General features: G+C 60.8%; 13 protein-coding genes, 1 pseudogene and 1 riboswitch. Of the genes and pseudogenes, 7 read left to right on the top strand and 7 right to left on the bottom strand.

Features of this window, described 5'->3' with window-relative positions:
* Nucleotides 1–65: 65 nt before the first annotated feature.
* Nucleotides 66–941 (bottom strand): AraC family transcriptional regulator, encoded by an 876-nt coding sequence (locus EB233_RS29460; RefSeq protein WP_019863489.1) that lies wholly within the window; start codon nt 939–941, stop codon nt 66–68.
* A gap of 222 nt (nt 942–1,163) precedes the next feature.
* Between EB233_RS29460 and EB233_RS29465 the strand changes: the two genes are divergently transcribed.
* The 5 genes from EB233_RS29465 (at nt 1,164) to metE (ending at nt 8,297) form a co-directional block, all read left to right on the top strand.
* Nucleotides 1,164–1,487 carry a transposase gene (locus EB233_RS29465; RefSeq protein WP_081288665.1) on the top strand — a complete coding sequence of 108 codons (324 nt, stop codon included), beginning with the start codon at nt 1,164–1,166 and terminating at the stop codon, nt 1,485–1,487.
* Nucleotides 1,488–1,717: 230 nt separating this feature from the next.
* Nucleotides 1,718–2,410, top strand: a complete 693-nt coding sequence (locus EB233_RS29470) for an OmpW/AlkL family protein (protein ID WP_064987302.1) — start codon at nt 1,718–1,720, stop codon at nt 2,408–2,410.
* A 96-nt stretch (nt 2,411–2,506) separates the two neighbouring features.
* A complete protein-coding gene (locus EB233_RS29475; RefSeq protein ID WP_064987301.1) occupies nt 2,507–3,739 on the top strand; it encodes a cytochrome P450 family protein in 1,233 nt (410 codons plus the stop codon).
* Between the two features lie 318 nt (nt 3,740–4,057).
* Nucleotides 4,058–5,515 (top strand): NAD-dependent succinate-semialdehyde dehydrogenase, encoded by a 1,458-nt coding sequence (locus tag EB233_RS29480; protein WP_244277787.1) that lies wholly within the window; start codon nt 4,058–4,060, stop codon nt 5,513–5,515.
* A gap of 137 nt (nt 5,516–5,652) precedes the next feature.
* A riboswitch (cobalamin riboswitch) is annotated at nt 5,653–5,852 on the top strand.
* A gap of 114 nt (nt 5,853–5,966) precedes the next feature.
* Complete coding sequence (gene metE, locus EB233_RS29485) at nt 5,967–8,297, top strand: 5-methyltetrahydropteroyltriglutamate--homocysteine S-methyltransferase (RefSeq protein ID WP_064987299.1); 2,331 nt, start codon at nt 5,967–5,969, stop codon at nt 8,295–8,297.
* 721 nt (nt 8,298–9,018) lie between these two features.
* On the opposite strand, the gene EB233_RS29490 is transcribed toward metE, so the two are convergent.
* Together EB233_RS29490 and EB233_RS29495 are read right to left on the bottom strand one after the other, a co-directional pair.
* A complete protein-coding gene (locus EB233_RS29490; RefSeq protein ID WP_020629161.1) occupies nt 9,019–9,267 on the bottom strand; it encodes a DUF982 domain-containing protein in 249 nt (82 codons plus the stop codon).
* Nucleotides 9,268–9,538: 271 nt separating this feature from the next.
* Complete coding sequence (locus EB233_RS29495; protein ID WP_064987298.1) at nt 9,539–9,841, bottom strand: DUF982 domain-containing protein; 303 nt, start codon at nt 9,839–9,841, stop codon at nt 9,539–9,541.
* 244 nt (nt 9,842–10,085) lie between these two features.
* Here EB233_RS29495 and EB233_RS29500 point away from each other — a divergent pair, with 244 nt between their 5' ends.
* Nucleotides 10,086–10,550, top strand: coding sequence for a Ros/MucR family transcriptional regulator (locus EB233_RS29500; RefSeq protein WP_019863481.1), 465 nt, complete (start codon nt 10,086–10,088; stop codon nt 10,548–10,550).
* Between the two features lie 258 nt (nt 10,551–10,808).
* Here EB233_RS29500 and EB233_RS32225 read toward each other — a convergent pair whose 3' ends face one another.
* The 4 genes from EB233_RS32225 to EB233_RS29520 all read right to left on the bottom strand — a co-directional run bounded on the left by EB233_RS32225 (nt 10,809) and on the right by EB233_RS29520 (nt 15,447).
* Entirely contained in the window at nt 10,809–11,411 is a 603-nt protein-coding gene (locus tag EB233_RS32225) for a cold-shock protein (RefSeq protein ID WP_081288664.1), read from the bottom strand.
* Nucleotides 11,412–11,784: 373 nt separating this feature from the next.
* On the bottom strand, nt 11,785–12,777 hold the full coding sequence (locus tag EB233_RS29510; RefSeq protein WP_064987297.1) for an adenosine kinase: 993 nt from the start codon (nt 12,775–12,777) through the stop codon (nt 11,785–11,787).
* Between the two features lie 100 nt (nt 12,778–12,877).
* A complete protein-coding gene (gene metK, locus EB233_RS29515) occupies nt 12,878–14,053 on the bottom strand; it encodes a methionine adenosyltransferase (protein ID WP_064987296.1) in 1,176 nt (391 codons plus the stop codon).
* A 56-nt stretch (nt 14,054–14,109) separates the two neighbouring features.
* Nucleotides 14,110–15,447, bottom strand: coding sequence for a serine hydroxymethyltransferase (locus EB233_RS29520; RefSeq protein WP_064987295.1), 1,338 nt, complete (start codon nt 15,445–15,447; stop codon nt 14,110–14,112).
* A gap of 692 nt (nt 15,448–16,139) precedes the next feature.
* On the opposite strand from EB233_RS29520, the pseudogene EB233_RS31975 reads away from it, so the two are divergent.
* Nucleotides 16,140–16,408 (top strand): annotated as a pseudogene (locus tag EB233_RS31975) (transposase); the annotation flags it as partial.
* Nucleotides 16,409–16,506: the final 98 nt, after the last annotated feature.

The raw sequence follows: 16,506 nt of genomic DNA on the forward strand, positions 1-16,506 counted from the left end.
GACGCTCGTTTCATCCGTTGAGCGTCCAAGCTAGACGGTTCGCCGCGCGCTTTATTGAACAATATTCAAGCTGAGAGATAACGTGCCGGCGTCACTCCCAACACGGCCTTGAAGTGTCGGGTCAGATGGCTCTGGTCTGCGAACCCGACCGCCACGGCGACCTGGGCGACGTGCTGACCTCGCCTCAACAGCCGTCGCGCCTCGTCGATGCGGACCTGGATCAGGTAGCGGGTGGGGGGCAACCCGAAATGCGCCTTGAAGCCATCGATCAACGTCGCCTTGGAGCATCCGGCGAGGGCGGCCAAGGCGGCGAGCTGCAGAACTTCGTCAAAGTGGGCATGGATGAAGTCACATACGTCGCGGAACCTCGGTGGCACGAATTTTGGCTCAGCAACGCGCGACCTGCCGACTTGTGCGAAGACGTGGGGCAGGAAACGGATCAGATGCTCCTCGATCTCCAGTGCCGAGCTGTGCTCATGTTCAAGCAGGCGCCAAAGCGCGCTGAGGCCGTACGCAACAGGGGCATTCTCCTGGAACGGGCTTTTGAAGTCGATCGTTCCGGGTTCGTGTTGGCCGCTGCCCTCAAGGACTTGCCGGACAAGGCCTTCGGGCATGTAGAAGATCTTCTGGCTCCAGCCAAGATCGTCACCAGCACCCCCGAAATGCGGTTCGCCGGGCGCGAAGGTCGCGACGGTGCCGCTACCGGCGTGCCAAACCTCGCCTCGGCACCAGACATCATGGACGCCTCGCTCGATCAGCCCGATCAGATACTCGTTGTGGACATGCTTGGAGAAATCCTGCCGGTGATAGTCCGCCGCCAGGTAATCGAGCCCGCCAAGGACATCGGAGTGCTTCATCACCGCACGATTGCGCGGCGGCCGGCCCGGAGGTTCAGAACGGCCACGCGCCTTTTCGCCGCATTCTATGGCGGTATCGGCCACTTGATGATCAATCCAGGTTGGTCATCACAACGATATCGTGCCGTCGTAGCGAATTTCAAACCGAAGCAGGATTAATTGACGCCCGAAGAGGGGCCTGCTGCAGGGCGGGCAGCGGGCTGGCGGGATTAATCGTGTTTCAAGCTTGGGATGTGGACCCGAGCGACTCTTGGCCGGATGGCCGATATCGAGAAGACCAAGCGTTTTTCCCCTCCGATCTGACGCATGAGGAATGGTCGCGGTAAACCGTTCCTGCCGGGCGCGGCCAAGACCGGGCGGCGCGTGGTGACGGACCTGCGCGAGGTCTTGAACGCGTTCCGCTACATGGCCCGATCGGATGGCGGCTGGCGCATGCTGTCAAAGGATTTCCCGCCCATATCGGTCGCGGTCGAGACGCCTTACGGACGCGCCCACGGACTGCGCGAACTGGCTGGAACGTCCCCCCGCCTGACGGCGAAGCAGCAGGCGCCGATCAAGGCGCTGAACGCAGAATACGCCAAAACTCGAAGCCGAGGACGAGCGTGCCAACGAACTGCCGGCCGATGTTGACGAACGGCTACCAGGGGCGGCTACGGCTGCACTCATTGTCGGCTCTTCGACGAAGTCGGACATGAGACACCGCGCTATCGGAGTGACCGCATTGTTCTGCAACGATTTTCTCATTTGGCACGACACATGCAAAGGCTCTCCCGCATGAGCGCTCCGTCAATCTCGATTGATGCGAGCAGGATTCAATCAAGGCGCAGTGCGTCGCTTCTGAAGATCAAGGAGAGAAAAGTATGGCGAGAGCGCGAATTGGCGTGGCCCGGGCAATGACAGCGGCTGTCGTCCTCATCGTGGCGGGACAGGCCGGCGCGGCAGATGTTGGGCAAGCCGCGAGCGTCCCGCAGGCAGAAGCCTGGGTCGCGGAAGCGCCAAGCCCCTGGCAGATCCGCCTGCGTGCGTTGGGGGTGATCACCGAGGATTCGGGCTATGTCAATGCGGTACCCGGCTCCGGTCTTTCTTATTCGAACACCGTGACGCCGGAACTCGATATCTCATATTTCGTCACGGACAACATCGCCGCCGAACTCATACTCGGCACCACCTATGCCAACATCGATGGCCAAGGTGCGATCGGCGGGCTTGGCAAGGTCGGCAAGGTTTGGCTGCTGCCGCCAACGGTGACATTGCAGTATCATTTTACCGATCTCGGCGCCTTCAAACCCTATGTCGGCGCCGGCGTGAACTATACGATCTTCTATCATCAGCAAGCCGGCAGCGCCGATGATCTCAAGGTCAAGAACACATTCGGCGCCGCGCTGCAGGTCGGATTCGACTACATGGTGGACGAGCACTGGGGCGTCAACTTCGACGTGAAGAAGCTTTTCCTCAAGCCCGACTTCGACGTCACTGTCGCCGGCGCCAAGCTCACAGGCAAGGCCAATCTCGATCCCTGGTTGATAGGCGCAGGTGTCACTTACCGCTTCTAATTTCGAAAGCACCCTGAAGGGGCACTCTTCGAAGTCCGCGCGCGGATCTTCCGTGCCGAGAAGTGGACCCGCGATGGTCTTGAAGGAGTTGTTGGCATGCGCGTAGAAAACGATCATTGCGACGTGATCGGTGTGCCGGCCGCTCCCACGCAACTTGATCGTCTTTCTTCTGCGATTCTGCGGCAGGGGGGGATGGCGCGAGTCTCGCTGCCAGGCGATGTGGTGACCTGGGCGGCAGCCCGTCACCAGACGCTCAGGCAGATGCTTTCCGACCAGCGTTTCAACAAGGACTGGCGACAGTGGCGGGCGCTGCAGGCCGGCGAGATTCCCGAGAATCATCCGCTGATCGGGATATGCAAAGTGGACAACATGACCACGGCGCACGGCGCCGATCACCGGCGCTTGCGCGGCCTGCTGTCCAGCAGCTTCGCGCCCAGTCGTATCGCCTTGCTGGCGCCACGGGTCGAACAATGCGTCGATCGACTCCTGGCCGAGATGGCGCAGCGCGGCGGCAGTGCCGATCTGATGAGCGAGTTCGCCGCTCCGCTGCCCACCAACGTGATCGCCGAACTCTTCGGTTTGCCGGACGAACAGCGCGAAGAGATCGTCGCGCTCACCTACAGCCTGGCCAACACCTCCGCCACAGCCGAAGAGGTGCGACAGACGCGGCAGCGCATCCCGACGTTCTTCCGTCGCCTGATCGCGCTCAAGCGGGGCCGGCTCGGCGATGATCTGGCTTCGGCCCTGATCGTCGCGCGTGACAAAGGCGAGCTCGTTTCCGACACCGAGCTCATCGACATGCTGTTCATGGTGCTCTCCGCGGGCTTCGTGACCACCGCCGGCGTCATCGGCAATGGCGTGCTGGCATTGCTGACGCATCCGCAGCAACTGCACCTGGTGCGCAGCGGCCAAGTTCCGTGGTCACAGGCGATCGAGGAGATCCTGCGCTGGGGCAGCTCAGCGGCCAATCTGCCGTTCCGCTATGCCACCCAGGACGTGGAGATCGACGGATGCATGGTCCGCCGCGGCGATGCCGTCCTGATGGCGTTCCATGCGGCGAACCGGGACGAAAAGGCCTTCGGTCCCGGCGCCGACAGGTTCGATGTCACCCGGCGGCACAACCCGCATCTGTCGTTCGGCGAGGGGCCGCATGCCTGCCTGGGCGCTGCGCTGGCGCGCCTGGAATTGCGCTGCGCCTTCCCCGCACTGTTCGGGCGGCTGGAGGATCTGGCGCTGACCATCGCCCCGGAGGACGTCGTCTACATGCCGTCTTACATCATTCGCTGCCCGCAGCGCCTGCCGGTCACCTTCCGGCCTTCCAGCGCTTAGAGAGTGCGGCATTCACCCCGGATTCACTGATTGCGAGCGGAAGACTCGACCAGTTGATTTGCCTGAGAAGCAGGCGCTCGCCGCGGTACCTGATGTCATCCCGAAGCTCGGGCAATGAGCGTCGGTCGCATACGCCCTGCCCCAGACCTCGCTTCAGCTGGCTTTTGCCGGTATCGGACGCGGCGAGCCCGAATTCTCTACCAGCCGTATGGTCGAGGCCCTTTAAAGAACCCGCAGGTGCGGAGTACAAACCGAGGCCTGCCGACTTACGTGTCCGCTGTGTTTGAGAGGAATTTAGTATTGCCCCTGTGCCTGCCGATGATCCGCCACCTGAAATCCCCTGACCTGTTTCGCGCCATCGATCGCCTGCCGGCGCTCGGCATGCCGGTTAGCCAGCGGACATTCGAGGTCCTCAACCCATCGAGCAGCGAAATGCTGGCAATACTTCCGGACATGGGTGTGGAGGAGACACGCGCTGCGGTCGACAAGGCCTACGTAGCGCAGCCTGGATGGGCGGGGCTGACCGCCCGAGAACGCAGTGACGTTCTGTGGCGCTGGCATCAGCTCATCATCGACCACGCCGATGACCTTGCCGCGATAGTGACCGCGGAAATGGGCAAACCCCTTGCCGAGGCCAAGTCGGAATTGTCGCATGCGGCGGCCTACCTGCAATGGTACGCCGAAGAAGCCAATCGCATCTATGGCGAGACGATCCCCGCACCCTCGACAGACCGTCGCATGCTGGTCATCAAGCAGCCGATCGGTGTGGTCGGCACGATTACCCCATGGAATTTCCCGGCGTCGATGGTGGCGCGCAAGATCTCGCCGGCCCTGGCGGCCGGCTGCGCGATCGTGCTCAAACCTGCTGAACAGACGCCGCTCGTGGCAGGTGCAATGTTTGCCCTCGCGCAGCAGGCCGGCTTTCCCGACGGCGTCATCAACCTGGTCTATGCGTGCGAAGGTGATGCCGTTGGACGCGAACTCTGCTCCAATCCCAAGGTTCGAAAGATCAGCGTTACGGGCTCGACCGAGGTTGGCCGGCTGCTCATGCGCCAGTGCTCCGAACAGATCAAGAAGGTCAGCCTCGAGCTCGGCGGCAATGCCCCTTTCATTGTGTTCGACGACGCTGACATTGACGCCGCGGTTGACGGCGCAATCCAGGCGAAGTTCCGCAACGGCGGCCAAACTTGCGTTTCGGCAAACCGTCTTTACGTCCAATCGAGCGTTCACGATGAGTTCGTCGAGAAGTTCGTGGAGAAAGTCCGGCACTTGTCGGTCGGCGACGGCTTCGCTGCCGGAGTGGACATCGGACCGCTCATCGACAGGCATGCTCTGGCCAAGATCGAGTCGCACATCGCAGATGCCGTTGCCAAGGGTGGGGCTATTCGATGCGGGGCCGAACGTATCGGCAAGGATGGCACCTTCTTCAAGCCCACAGTGCTTACCGAAATTTCCAGCATCATGGCGGTTGCGCAAGAGGAGACTTTCGGGCCGCTGGCGCCAATCATTCGCTTCCACGATGCCGATCAGGTTGTGCGTGAGGCCAACGACACGATCTACGGCCTCGCCGCCTATTTCTATGCCTCGAACCTCAAGCGTGTCTGGCGCGTGGCCGAGGCATTGGAATATGGCATGGTTGGCATCAACACGGGTCGTATGTCTTCGGAAGCAGCGCCCTTTGGCGGCATGAAGCAGTCGGGCATCGGGCGGGAGGGTTCTCGCCATGGCCTCGAGGACTACCTCGAAATGAAATACCTCTGCATGGGTGGGATTTGAAGCTTCTGCCTGCACGCTCGCAAGATCCGGCAATTCAGCGGGCGTGCTGAGCACCAGGCTACGGGGCAACTGGTGAGCGTTTCGCATAATCACATAGACATCTCGTTATATGGTATTGACAAGGAGCGAAGCGGCTGTGATTGTGCGCATGTCATGGTTCTCCGCGCGGCACTGCCGTAGCGGAGCTAAGAGGGAAGCCGGTGCGACACCGGCGCTGCCCCCGCAACTGTTAGCGGCGAGCCAAGCCCATTGATGTCACTGAGGCGAACGGCCTCGGGAAGACGGGCGCAGGCTTTGACCCGCGAGCCAGGAGACCTGCCACGACCAACAACGTCCACGGGCGGGGTGTCTGGTGGTCGCGGCAGCTCGGCTTCGTGCCGCCTGCTCGCGCGTTCCTTGTCCCCCGCCCCAACCATCGGGGTATGGCATGACTGTCTCTCAACAAATTCCTGTGGCAACGCTCGGCGTGCCGCGTATCGGTCGACGGCGGGGACTGAAATTCGCGCTTGAAAACTACTGGTCCGGAAAATCTCCCGCTGCCGACCTGCTCGCGACGTCGAAGGCGCTACGCGCCGCCAGCTGGAGGGAGCAGCACGATCGCGGCGTGTCGAAAATCCCGTCCAACGATTTCTCGCTTTATGACCATGTGCTCGACACCGTCGCCATGGTCGGCGCCGTGCCGGCACGATACACCTGGACTGACGGCGAGGTCCCACTCGATACCTATTTCGCCATGGCGCGCGGCAACCAAGGTCAGGCCGCTGATTGTGGACATGCCGGTGACGAGCATGCGGCCAATGGGCATGGCCTTGCGGCGATGGAAATGACCAAATGGTTCGACACCAACTATCACTACATTGTGCCGGAACTCAGGGACGACCAGAGCTTTGCCCTCTCGTCGGCGAAACCGGTCGATCATTTCCTTGAGGCCAAGGCCCTCGGCATCCACACGCGCCCGGTCCTGCTTGGACCGGTTAGCTTTCTCAAGTTGGCGAAGTCACCTGAGGAAGGTTTCAACCCTATCGCCCTCCTGCCACGGCTGCTGCCCGTCTACGAGGAGCTCCTGCGGAGGCTGAAGCTCGCGGGAGCCGATTGGGTGCAGATCGATGAGCCGGCGCTCGTGGTCGATCTGGTTCCCAACGAACGGGATGCGCTCCAATTCGCCTACTGCCGGCTGTCAAAAGCAGCACCGGAGTTGAAGATCATGGTCGCTACCTATTTCGGATCGCTGGGAGACAATCTCGAGACCGCAATTTCTCTGCCCGTGGCGGGACTGCACGTCGACCTCGTGCGCGCTCCAGAGCAGTTGGAGACCGTCGGCCGGCTCGCGCAGAAGGAACTTGTGCTCTCGCTCGGGCTGATCGACGGGCGCAACGTCTGGCGCGCGAATCTGCCTGCCATACTTGACCGCGTCAAGCCGATCGTCGCCGGCTGGCCGCTGGACCGCGTGGAGATCGCCCCGTCCTGCTCGATGCTGCATGTGCCGATCGACCTGGACATGGAGACGGCACTCGATGCGGATGTGAAGTCGTGGCTCGCCTTCGCGGCGCAAAAGACCGACGAGCTGGTCGTGCTCGCCCGTGCCCTGGCCGAAGGCCGGGACGCGGTCGCCGCCGAACTGGAGGCGTCGGCTGAGGCTGCCGCCGTTCGCGCGACATCCGCGAAGGTGCATGATCCGCTCGTCGAAGGCCGGGTCGCCGGCATCAACGTCGGCATGACGCGCCGCAAGAGTGCATTCACCGTGCGCTCCAAGCTTCAGGCCGACACGTTTGGCTTGCCCTCCTTCCCCACCACGACGATCGGCTCCTTCCCGCAAACAGCCGAGGTTCGCAAGGCGCGGGCAGCTCATGCCAAGGGCAAGCTGAGTTACGTCGACTATGAGGCGTTCCTGAAGAAAGAGATAGAAGCCGCCGTTCGCTGGCAAGAAGAGATCGGACTCGACGTGCTGGTCCACGGCGAATTCGAGCGCAACGATATGGTGCAGTATTTCGCCGAGCAGCTCCGCGGCTTCGCCTTCACGCAACACGGGTGGGTGCAGAGCTATGGCTCGCGCTTTGTGCGACCCCCGATCATCATTGGAGATGTGTCGCGACAAAATCCGATGACACTAAACTGGTGGCGATATGCCCAGTCGATGACGCCGAAGCCGGTGAAGGGCATGCTTACCGGCCCGGTGACGATCCTCAACTGGTCCTTCGTCCGAGACGACCTTCCCCGCTCAGCCGTCTGCCGACAGGTCGCGCTCGCCATTCGCGACGAAGTGAGCGACCTCGAAAAGGCCGGCGCCAGGATGATCCAGATCGACGAAGCCGCACTGCGCGAGGGCTTGCCGCTGCGCGAGGCCGACTGGCAGGCCTATCTCGACTGGGCCGTCGAATGCTTCCGGCTGGCTTCAACGGCGGTCGGCGATGCGACCCAGATCCACACCCATATGTGCTACTCCGAGTTCGGCGATATCGTGGACGCGATTGCCGCAATGGATGCCGATGTGATCTCCATTGAAACCTCGCGCTCGCAGATGGAACTGCTTGATACGCTTCGAACCTTTAAGTATCCGAACGACATCGGTCCTGGTGTCTATGACATTCACTCGCCGCGGGTCCCGGAAGTGGGCGAGATTTCCAACCTCATCATGCTTGCGCGCGAGCGATTGCTGGATGGCCAACTGTGGGTGAATCCCGACTGCGGTCTCAAGACGCGCAGATGGGAGGAGGTCCGCCCTGCCCTGGTGAACATGGTGGCTGCAGCACGCGCAATTCGGGAAAAAGCGCAGACGGCGTAGGGCTAGGTGCCACTCGCCGGCGGTGAGCGGCAACGCCACACACCGGGCGATCTTGGGGGAGTCTATCCGGCGCGCCCAAGGCAATCGAGCTGCCGGTGACGAAGCGCCTCGGCAACCTTGTCCTGGCTGAGCCCTTGTTATGGCGGGTTGAAGTCAGCTGTTCCAGAAGCCCCGCGTTGGCAGGCGATCGAAGGAGGCCGGCCGCAAATGAGCCGGCCAGAAACGAGACGGCTCACGGCCAGCCAGCTTCGGATTATTCCGTAATCGATAAATCCAGTATCATTATCATCTCCCCGATCTTGATCGCCGAAACCCCGCTCCCGACCGTCGGACGAAGCATCGGCGATCACGCGCCGCCGGTCCGCAGAGCGCGTTCCGGGAGACCGAATGCACGGCCAAGCTGGGGAAGGATTCGAACGGCACTTCTGGAGACGATTGAGGCGGCATCGACGCTCCGCCATCTGCAGCGGGCCAACTCCCGCTCGATGGCTCCGTCTGCCTCTGTCTCCAATCACGATCGCCGCGAAGGCGAAGCCGAGCGGCCCCCAGCTGGCTGGCGGCCCCCTTGTGTTTTGATGGTGGAAGATTAGGCGCCGGACCAGGAAAGCCGTCGCGGAAAGAGCGGGGTTGGCTTGCTCCTGGCGGATGCCGGCAAAGGTATTCGGACCGCGCTCAATACCGATGCGCAGATGGCCGAAATTCACGAGCGGCGTCCTAAATCTCAATCGCTGCGCAGAATGCGTGCTTCGAGCGCGGCTGCAACGAAAGCTCGTCGAGCGGCAGGTGGATGGGTTTTGCCGCGTAACACCTGCAGACAGGTGTCCATCGCTATTCTGCGTTTATCGGTCTCATGATGCAGATCCCGCAGCAAGATAGCGGCCGCGTCGTTGACGTCGAACACGATACGCTCCGAGCTGCGGCGGCTCACCTGAACAACGACTGGCCTCTCAAATCTGATCAACCCGGTCATCCCCCCTCCTCCACAGCCACTATGCGGCAACAGCCCGGGTCGCATTTCTTTACTCAGCCGAACGCGACCGTTGCACCTGCGCCACTGATCCTGGCCATTGGCGGGCAAGCGATCGCTGTGAGGCGGGTCTGGCCATGGTCAGCTTGCGTGCGATCGGCGGTTTTGCAGTCGGTGGTGAGCAACTGCTTCTCATTCGCGTGGTCTAGCTGTGAAACCTGGACATAGTGCACTGTTTGATGCGCCTCGCCAGTCTCAAACACGACGTCGAAGTCTAAACCTGCACTTTTCCACTGCCCGATCTGCAGGCGGCGATCCACTGCATCGCGGAGGTTGGATCTTCCAATATGGCGACCCGCTTCGCAAAGCCGAAAAAGGCATTGCGCGCCGTGCTTACCGGCTTGCGCCCGTCGTATGCATCGTAGCATGCCCTCAGGGCGGCTTCGTGGATCAGGTCCCTGCGATCTTCCGGCCATTCATTGAGAAAATCGATTGCATCCGCAAGGCCGGCAATCTCCTGGATGATGTGCGTTGCGCGCCTCACGAAAAGCGGGCTGCTGAAAGCCTTAGCGTTCATTAGTTCCTCCAACCTTCCAAATAGCCAATTTGTTTGAAGAGGCGCCGCATCGACGCGAGGCGACCCTGACACAATGTGTTGTCAGGGCGATGACGGTTCAAGAGGAAGATCCGTGACGGCGACAGGGCGTGGAGCGATCCGCCAACACATCATGCAATGGCTTGGTTGCTATCAAAGGCGGTCGTCACTATTAAGCTATGAAGTGACCCTTCACCGCCTAGTCTAAGCCCGCAGGAGCGTTTTCATGACCGACGAAACCGAGAGCAAAGCTGACAACCTCATCGAACTCACCGCCCATGTCGTCTCAGCCTATGTTTCGAACAATCCGGTTCCCGTCGGTGAACTGCCTGGGCTTATCAGCCAGATCCACATCGCATTGAAAGGCACTGCTGGTAATGCCGCACCAGAAAAGCCGGAAGCTCTCAAGCCTGCCGTACCGATCAGAAAATCGGTTACACCCGATTACATTGTCAGCCTAGAGGACGGCAAGAAGTTCAAGTCGCTCAAGCGTCACCTGGCTACCCACTATGGCCTTACGCCCGACGAATATCGCGCGAAATGGGGGCTGCCGGCGGACTATCCCATGGTGGCGCCGAACTACGCTGCGGCGCGCTCGGCATTGGCCAAGACCATGGGTCTGGGCCGCAAGCCGAAGGAACCGGAAACGCCGGCACCTGCCAAGCGTGCCGGCAAGAAAGCCGCAGCCTGACCGCAGTTTTTTCAGGATCGGCTAAGCGGATCCGGCATCATTTCGCACTCGCGAGATAAATTTTGTGCGTTGCAATATCCGCGGCGATCGGTATGATCATGGTGTCGGCCATCTACTCCTCCCAGATGTGGTGCCGACGCTGAATGGGGCGCACCTCCTCCCGCGTCTCATTCTAAATCGAGCCCGCTGCCACCTCCTCCCGGTAGCGGGCTTTTTCTTGTCTGAGGCGCGATTTCGGTAGCGCCAACGCATTTGGCTCTAAGCGAGGCGAATGCTCCGAACTTCCAGGCCTTTCTTGCCCTGCCCGTATTGGACAAACACCTTCTGACCCTCCATCAGCATGCTCAGTCCTGAGCGGGTCAGCGCGGTGGCTTGAACGAAGATGTCCTTCTCACCGTTTTCAGGAGCAATGAAGCCGAAGCCCTTTTCGGAATTGTACCACTTGACCGTGGCCTCGCTCTCGAATTGGGCACTCGTTTCGGCGGTGGACTCTCCAGCGCAACGCGTATGCAGCTGAGCTTTCGCGGTCTGATCGCCGACCGCCAGCACTCGCGAGACCTGGTGACCACCTCTTGGACTTTCTTGCGTTGTGACCTTGAGGCGCGTTCCCTCGGAAACACCGCTGCTCCCCGCTGCCTCCAGCACCCGGATATGTAGATAGGCCTCGATGCCCTCCGGCAATTTGACGAAGCCAAAACCCTTGCTGGTGTTGAACCACACCACTTCGGCGTCGACAGGGTCCGCGGTTACGATCGACGAACGCTGAAAGTAGCTTGGCTCGGAAGGCCGTTCGGAAAAAGAAACCGCGCCATCGTCATGGCGATGCCGGCGTGGCTCACGATGGTCTTTGTATTTGCCCATGATCGTCCAACTGGCATGAAGAATGCACTGCGCTCCCGGCAGGATAATCTCAATCGGCCATGCGTTGATGTCAATTCACCAGTTGGCCTCTTAGCCGCTCGATCGCATCACGATCCCGGCCGACCTGTTGCCACACGCGGTCGATGATGGCGGGTGAGCAATATATGCCACAGCTCGAGGCAGCTGATCCGAACGCGTTCCCTATCGCACGGCAAAAGGGTCGCGCTCAAGGGCGGCACCGCGATCAACCGTTTCGATCGTGACATGCCGCGGGCTGCCGCCTCACGCGGATGCGCATCCGACATTTCGATTTATGCGCACTTTTCCGCACAGTCCGCAGGTGGGGAGAGACGCTCGTCGTTGAATCGCCCGGCTAGATCAACCCCGCCTGCTCGGCTTCGCTGCGCAGGTTCTGCCGCGGTCGCGGCCCGAGCTGCTGGATCACCAGCCCGGCTGCCAGCGAGCCGAGATCGCCGCAATCCTTCAGGCTGCGTCCGGTCGTGTAGCCGTAGAGGAAGCCGGCGGCATAGAGGTCGCCGGCGCCGGTGGTGTCGACCAGCTCGCGGATCGTTGTCGCCTGGATGGTGACGGTCTCGTCACCGCGCACGATCACCGAGCCTTTTTCGGAGCGGGTGACGGCGGCGATCTTGCAGTCCTTGCGGATCCGCGCCAGCGCCTCGTCGAACGACGATGTCTGGTAGAGCGACTTGATCTCATGGCTGTTGGCAAAGACGATGTCGACCGTGCCCGATCGCATCAGCTCGAGGAACTCGTCGCGATAGCGGTCGACGCAGAACGAATCCGACAATGTCATCGACACTTCGCGGCCGGCGGCATGCGCCAGCTTCGCGGTTTGCCGGATCGCTTCCTTGGCGCGCGGCGGGTCCCACAGATAGCCCTCGAAATAGGTGACCTTGGCCCCGGCGGCCTTGTCGGCCTCGACGTCCTCCGGGCCGAGCTCGACGCAGGCGCCGAGATAGGTGTTCATCGAGCGCTCGCCATCCGGCGTGACGAAGATCATCGAGCGTGCAGTTGGCGGCTCGCCTTTGAGCGGCCTGGTATCGAAGGCGACGCCCTGGGCCTGGATGTCGTGGGTGTAGATTTCGCCGAGCGGGTCGTTCGACACCTTGCCGAAGAAAGCAGCGCGGCCGCCGAAGCTGGCGACGCCGGCCGCCGTGTTGCCGGCGCTGCCGCCGGAGGCTTCGATCGCCGGGCCCATGCGGCTGTAGAGCAGTTCGGCGCGCTGGGTGTCGATGAGGTTCATCGCGCCCTTGATGATGCCGTTGGTCTCGAGGAAGTCCTCGTCGCACTGGGCGATGATGTCGACAATGGCATTGCCGATGCAAAGCACGTCATAATCCCGCATCAATGTCTCCGCCAGCTAACCACCGGCTTGCTGCTATGCCGGCCGGGCGCGGGTCTAGTGAGTTGAAATGGGTTGCCGCATGCGGTTGATCCAGCGGCCCTCACGCAGCTGCCGGTCCTGCTTCACGCAGCAAGTCGTCGGCTCTGTCCGTCTTCTCCCAGGTGAACTCAGGCTCTTCACGGCCGAAGTGTCCGTATGTCGCCGTCTTGCGATAAATCGGGCGTAAGAGATCAAGCATCTTGATGATGCCTTTCGGTCGGAGATCGAAAAGCTCAAGAACAAGGCGCTCGATCCTTTTTTCGTCAATTCTTGCGGTTCCGAAGGTGTTGACCATGACAGAAACCGGACTGGCCACGCCGATCGCGTAGGCAAGCTGAACCTCGCAGACCTCCGCAAGTCCGCTGGCAACGATATTCTTCGCGACATACCGGGCGGCATAGGCTGCTGAGCGGTCAACCTTGGATGGGTCCTTGCCCGAAAAGGCGCCGCCGCCGTGACGCCCCGTTCCACCGTAAGAATCGACGATGATCTTACGTCCAGTGAGGCCGCAGTCGCCGGCAGGCCCACCGACCACGAACCGCCCTGTTGGGTTGACCAGAAATCTGATCTCCGAAGTATCCAGATGGGTTGGCAGGACCGGTTTTATGATTTCCTCGATGACGCCTTCGCGGACTGTATCTTGGGAGACCGCCTCGTCATGCTGCGTTGACAGGACTATGGTGTCCAGCGCCACCGGGCGGAGACCCTCGTAGCGTACGGACACTTGAGATTTCACGTCCGGACGCAGCCAGCCAAGCTGTCCCGTTTTCCGGACCTCTGCCTGTCTTTTCGTCAAGTGGTGAGCGAGTTGGATCGGCAAGGGCATCAATGTATCCGTCTCGTTGCATGCGAATCCAAACATGAGGCCCTGATCCCCCGCCCCCTGCTCGAGATCCTGCCCTCGTCCTTCATCAACGCCCTGGCTTATGTCGGGCGACTGCTCGGTGAGAGCCAGAACGACGGCGCAACGTCGACCATCAAAGCCGATGGCATCGTCGTCGTAGCCAATGTCGAGGATCGTATCGCGGGCAACTTGAGTGTAATCGATCTCCGCGTGGCTGGTGATCTCTCCAGCCAGAACGACCATCCCTGTCTTCACCAACGTTTCACAGGCGACGCGCGCCTTCGGATCGGTGCGGAGGACGGCATCGAGGATGGCATCGGAGATGTTGTCTGCCATCTTATCGGGGTGTCCCGCGCCGACGGATTCGGAAGAGAATACGAACTGCCTAGTCATGGAATGCCCTCGCTTGAAGTGTTGGAGTTAGATGGGAGTTTCCGGATTGGGCTGGCTTACCGGTTGCTCATGCCGGGCACGTCGAACGCAGCGCAGAAGTCGGCAACGTCTCTTCGTACGCTCGCATGAACTTCCTGGTCATCGGGCTTGCGGCAGACGGAGTCGATGAAAGCGGCGATCTGCACCATTTCCCCTTCACGCATGCCCATGGACGTCACTGCCGGCGACCCCAAGCGGATTCCGCTTGTGACCGTCGGGTCGCGCGGGTCGCCCGGCACCATATTAAAGTTCGTAATGATGCCTGCTCTTGCCAGGCGCTCGGCATAGGCTTTGCCTGATAGCGGCCGGTCCCGAAGATCAAGGATCAGCATGTGATTGTCAGTCCCGCCGGTGACCAGATCATAACCACGACCCAGAAGCGCCTCGGCCAGCGCCTTGGCATTCTTGACGATCTGGTGACCGTAGGTGCGGAAAGAGGGGGTCGCGGCTTCCTGCAAAGCAACAGCGAGCGCGGCGATGATATTCATGTGCGGCCCACCTTGCAGTTGAGGAAACACCGCGCGATCAATCCGTTTGGCGAGATTGTGTTTGCTCGTGGGATGATAGAGCGCCTGATAACGATCTTCATTCTTCGACAAAATAAAGCCTCCACGGGGGCCGCGGATCGACTTGTGAGATGTGCTGGTGACGACGTCGCAATGAACCACGGGATTCGGATGCGCTCCAGCGACAATCAGGCCGCTGATGTGGGCGATGTCGGCCACGAAATAAGAGTTCGCCTCCAGAGCGATTTCTGCCATTGCCGCGTAGTCAAAAATACGCGGATAAGCAGTTCCGCCGACCCAAATTAGCTTCGGGCGTTCCCGCTTGGCGGTCTCGCGCAAGCGGTCATGGTCAATCTGCTGCGTCTTTTCGTGCAGCCCATAGGGGACGCGTTGATAATCAGTGCCGGAAAAGTTGACGGACCACCCATGAGTCAGATGGCCGCCTTCGGGTAAAGGCAAGCCCATGACTTTGTCACGGGGGCTCAAAATCGCGCGATAGACAGCCTGGTTGGCTGGTGAGCCCGAATAAGGCTGGACGTTGGCGTGCTCACTGCCAAATAGCGCTTTCAGGCGCTCGATCGCGAGGGTCTCAAGCTCATCGACGATCTCGTTTCCCGCGTAGTAGCGCGCACCCGGGTAGCCCTCGGCATATTTGTTCGCGAAGATAGAGCCGGTCGCTTCCAGTACGGCTGAGGAGGCAAAGTTCTCAGATGCGATGAGTTTGAGCATCGTCCGCTCTTGCCGCCTCTGACGTAGAAGCAGTTCCTGAACGCGGCAATCGACATGGACCAAGGAAGACCGTCCGAATGTGCCGGGCTCTGCGATGGCTGCGTCAGCGGAGTTATTCATGGTAGTCTCCCACCTAGGCAGATCTTTTCACGATTAAGCAGCAGTCCCCTTCGACCACGCGTCTGTACCGCCTCGAGCCGCTCCAGGTCCCGCTTATGATACCCATCGTCGTGGGGCAGGAGATCGACCAGGAATTGAACCAACCCTCCGTCCTTGCCCCCTGCATTGAGATGATATGAGGACCAAGGACGTTGTCCGTTGCCGCAAAGAAAGTCGGCTCTGGCCAGCATCCGGACGTGTCGCGCGACGCGCTCCCGACGAAGATCGAGAATCTCCGCCAGTTCGCGGACAGTCAGGTCGGCATGCGCGCAAAGGCCCAGGATCCGTAGGCGATCAAGATGTGCTGCTGTCATCAGGCGATCGAGAAGTATCATCATTGGTCAGCACGGCGCCAAATAGAAGAACCGAACCCCTCGTCCTGCTCGCTTTTTCATGTCGGGCTCTTCGCAAATGCTGTTCGGCAGCGGGACATAACCACATCAGATTTCTGCCACCACTGAACTTGAAAGTTGTGGTGAGCGTACCATTGACAGCGATTTGTGGTCGCAAAGATTCCATAAATTTCGTTGAAGGATCTGTTGCAAGGCCTAAACAAGAACGCAACGAGACTGGCGAGGTGCTGGTAAGACGGCAAGCTGGCAAACTGCTTGGCCAACTGGGAGGCGAGCGGCGCCACCTCTACCTAGGCGACAGTGCTAACCTGCATCGTGCACCTGATCCGCCATCTGTTCGTGTCGCGGAAGGTCGCGAAGCCGTTGTGCCGACGCTCAGCGCCCTCTGCCGGGGGCGGACGCTAAGCCGGCATGAAGGCTCTGCAGGACTTCGAGGCCGGCGACACCCGGCGATCACTCAGAGCTGGCGGCGCGACTGGCAGCACGTCGTGCCGTTCTTCGCCTATCCGAGTGTACGCAGCATCATCTACATGACGGATGCGGTCGAAATGTCCGCGGCGCGTTGGCGCCATTTCCAAATAGCGCTTATCCTGGTCAGTTAGGTCGCACCCCTTCGATGTGGCTGACACGGAGGGCTTGTGCCAGTTCATAAAAGCGTGACGATGGT

It is taken from the genome of Mesorhizobium erdmanii (genome assembly GCF_013170725.1).
GTDB classification, from domain to species: Bacteria; Pseudomonadota; Alphaproteobacteria; order Rhizobiales; family Rhizobiaceae; genus Mesorhizobium; species Mesorhizobium erdmanii.

Coding starts and splice junctions, on each gene's coding strand:
- EB233_RS29465 (WP_081288665.1), top strand. CDS start 1,164: ATGAGGAATGGTCGCGGTAAACCGTTCCTGCCGGGCGCGGCCAAGACC.
- EB233_RS29470 (WP_064987302.1), top strand. CDS start 1,718: ATGGCGAGAGCGCGAATTGGCGTGGCCCGGGCAATGACAGCGGCTGTC.
- EB233_RS29475 (WP_064987301.1), top strand. CDS start 2,507: ATGCGCGTAGAAAACGATCATTGCGACGTGATCGGTGTGCCGGCCGCT.
- EB233_RS29480 (WP_244277787.1), top strand. CDS start 4,058: ATGATCCGCCACCTGAAATCCCCTGACCTGTTTCGCGCCATCGATCGC.
- EB233_RS29490 (WP_020629161.1), bottom strand. CDS start 9,267: ATGACCGGGTTGATCAGATTTGAGAGGCCAGTCGTTGTTCAGGTGAGC.
- EB233_RS29495 (WP_064987298.1), bottom strand. CDS start 9,841: ATGAACGCTAAGGCTTTCAGCAGCCCGCTTTTCGTGAGGCGCGCAACG.
- EB233_RS29500 (WP_019863481.1), top strand. CDS start 10,086: ATGACCGACGAAACCGAGAGCAAAGCTGACAACCTCATCGAACTCACC.
- EB233_RS32225 (WP_081288664.1), bottom strand. CDS start 11,411: ATGGGCAAATACAAAGACCATCGTGAGCCACGCCGGCATCGCCATGAC.
- EB233_RS29510 (WP_064987297.1), bottom strand. CDS start 12,777: ATGCGGGATTATGACGTGCTTTGCATCGGCAATGCCATTGTCGACATC.
- metK (WP_064987296.1), bottom strand. CDS start 14,053: ATGACTAGGCAGTTCGTATTCTCTTCCGAATCCGTCGGCGCGGGACAC.
- EB233_RS29520 (WP_064987295.1), bottom strand. CDS start 15,447: ATGAATAACTCCGCTGACGCAGCCATCGCAGAGCCCGGCACATTCGGA.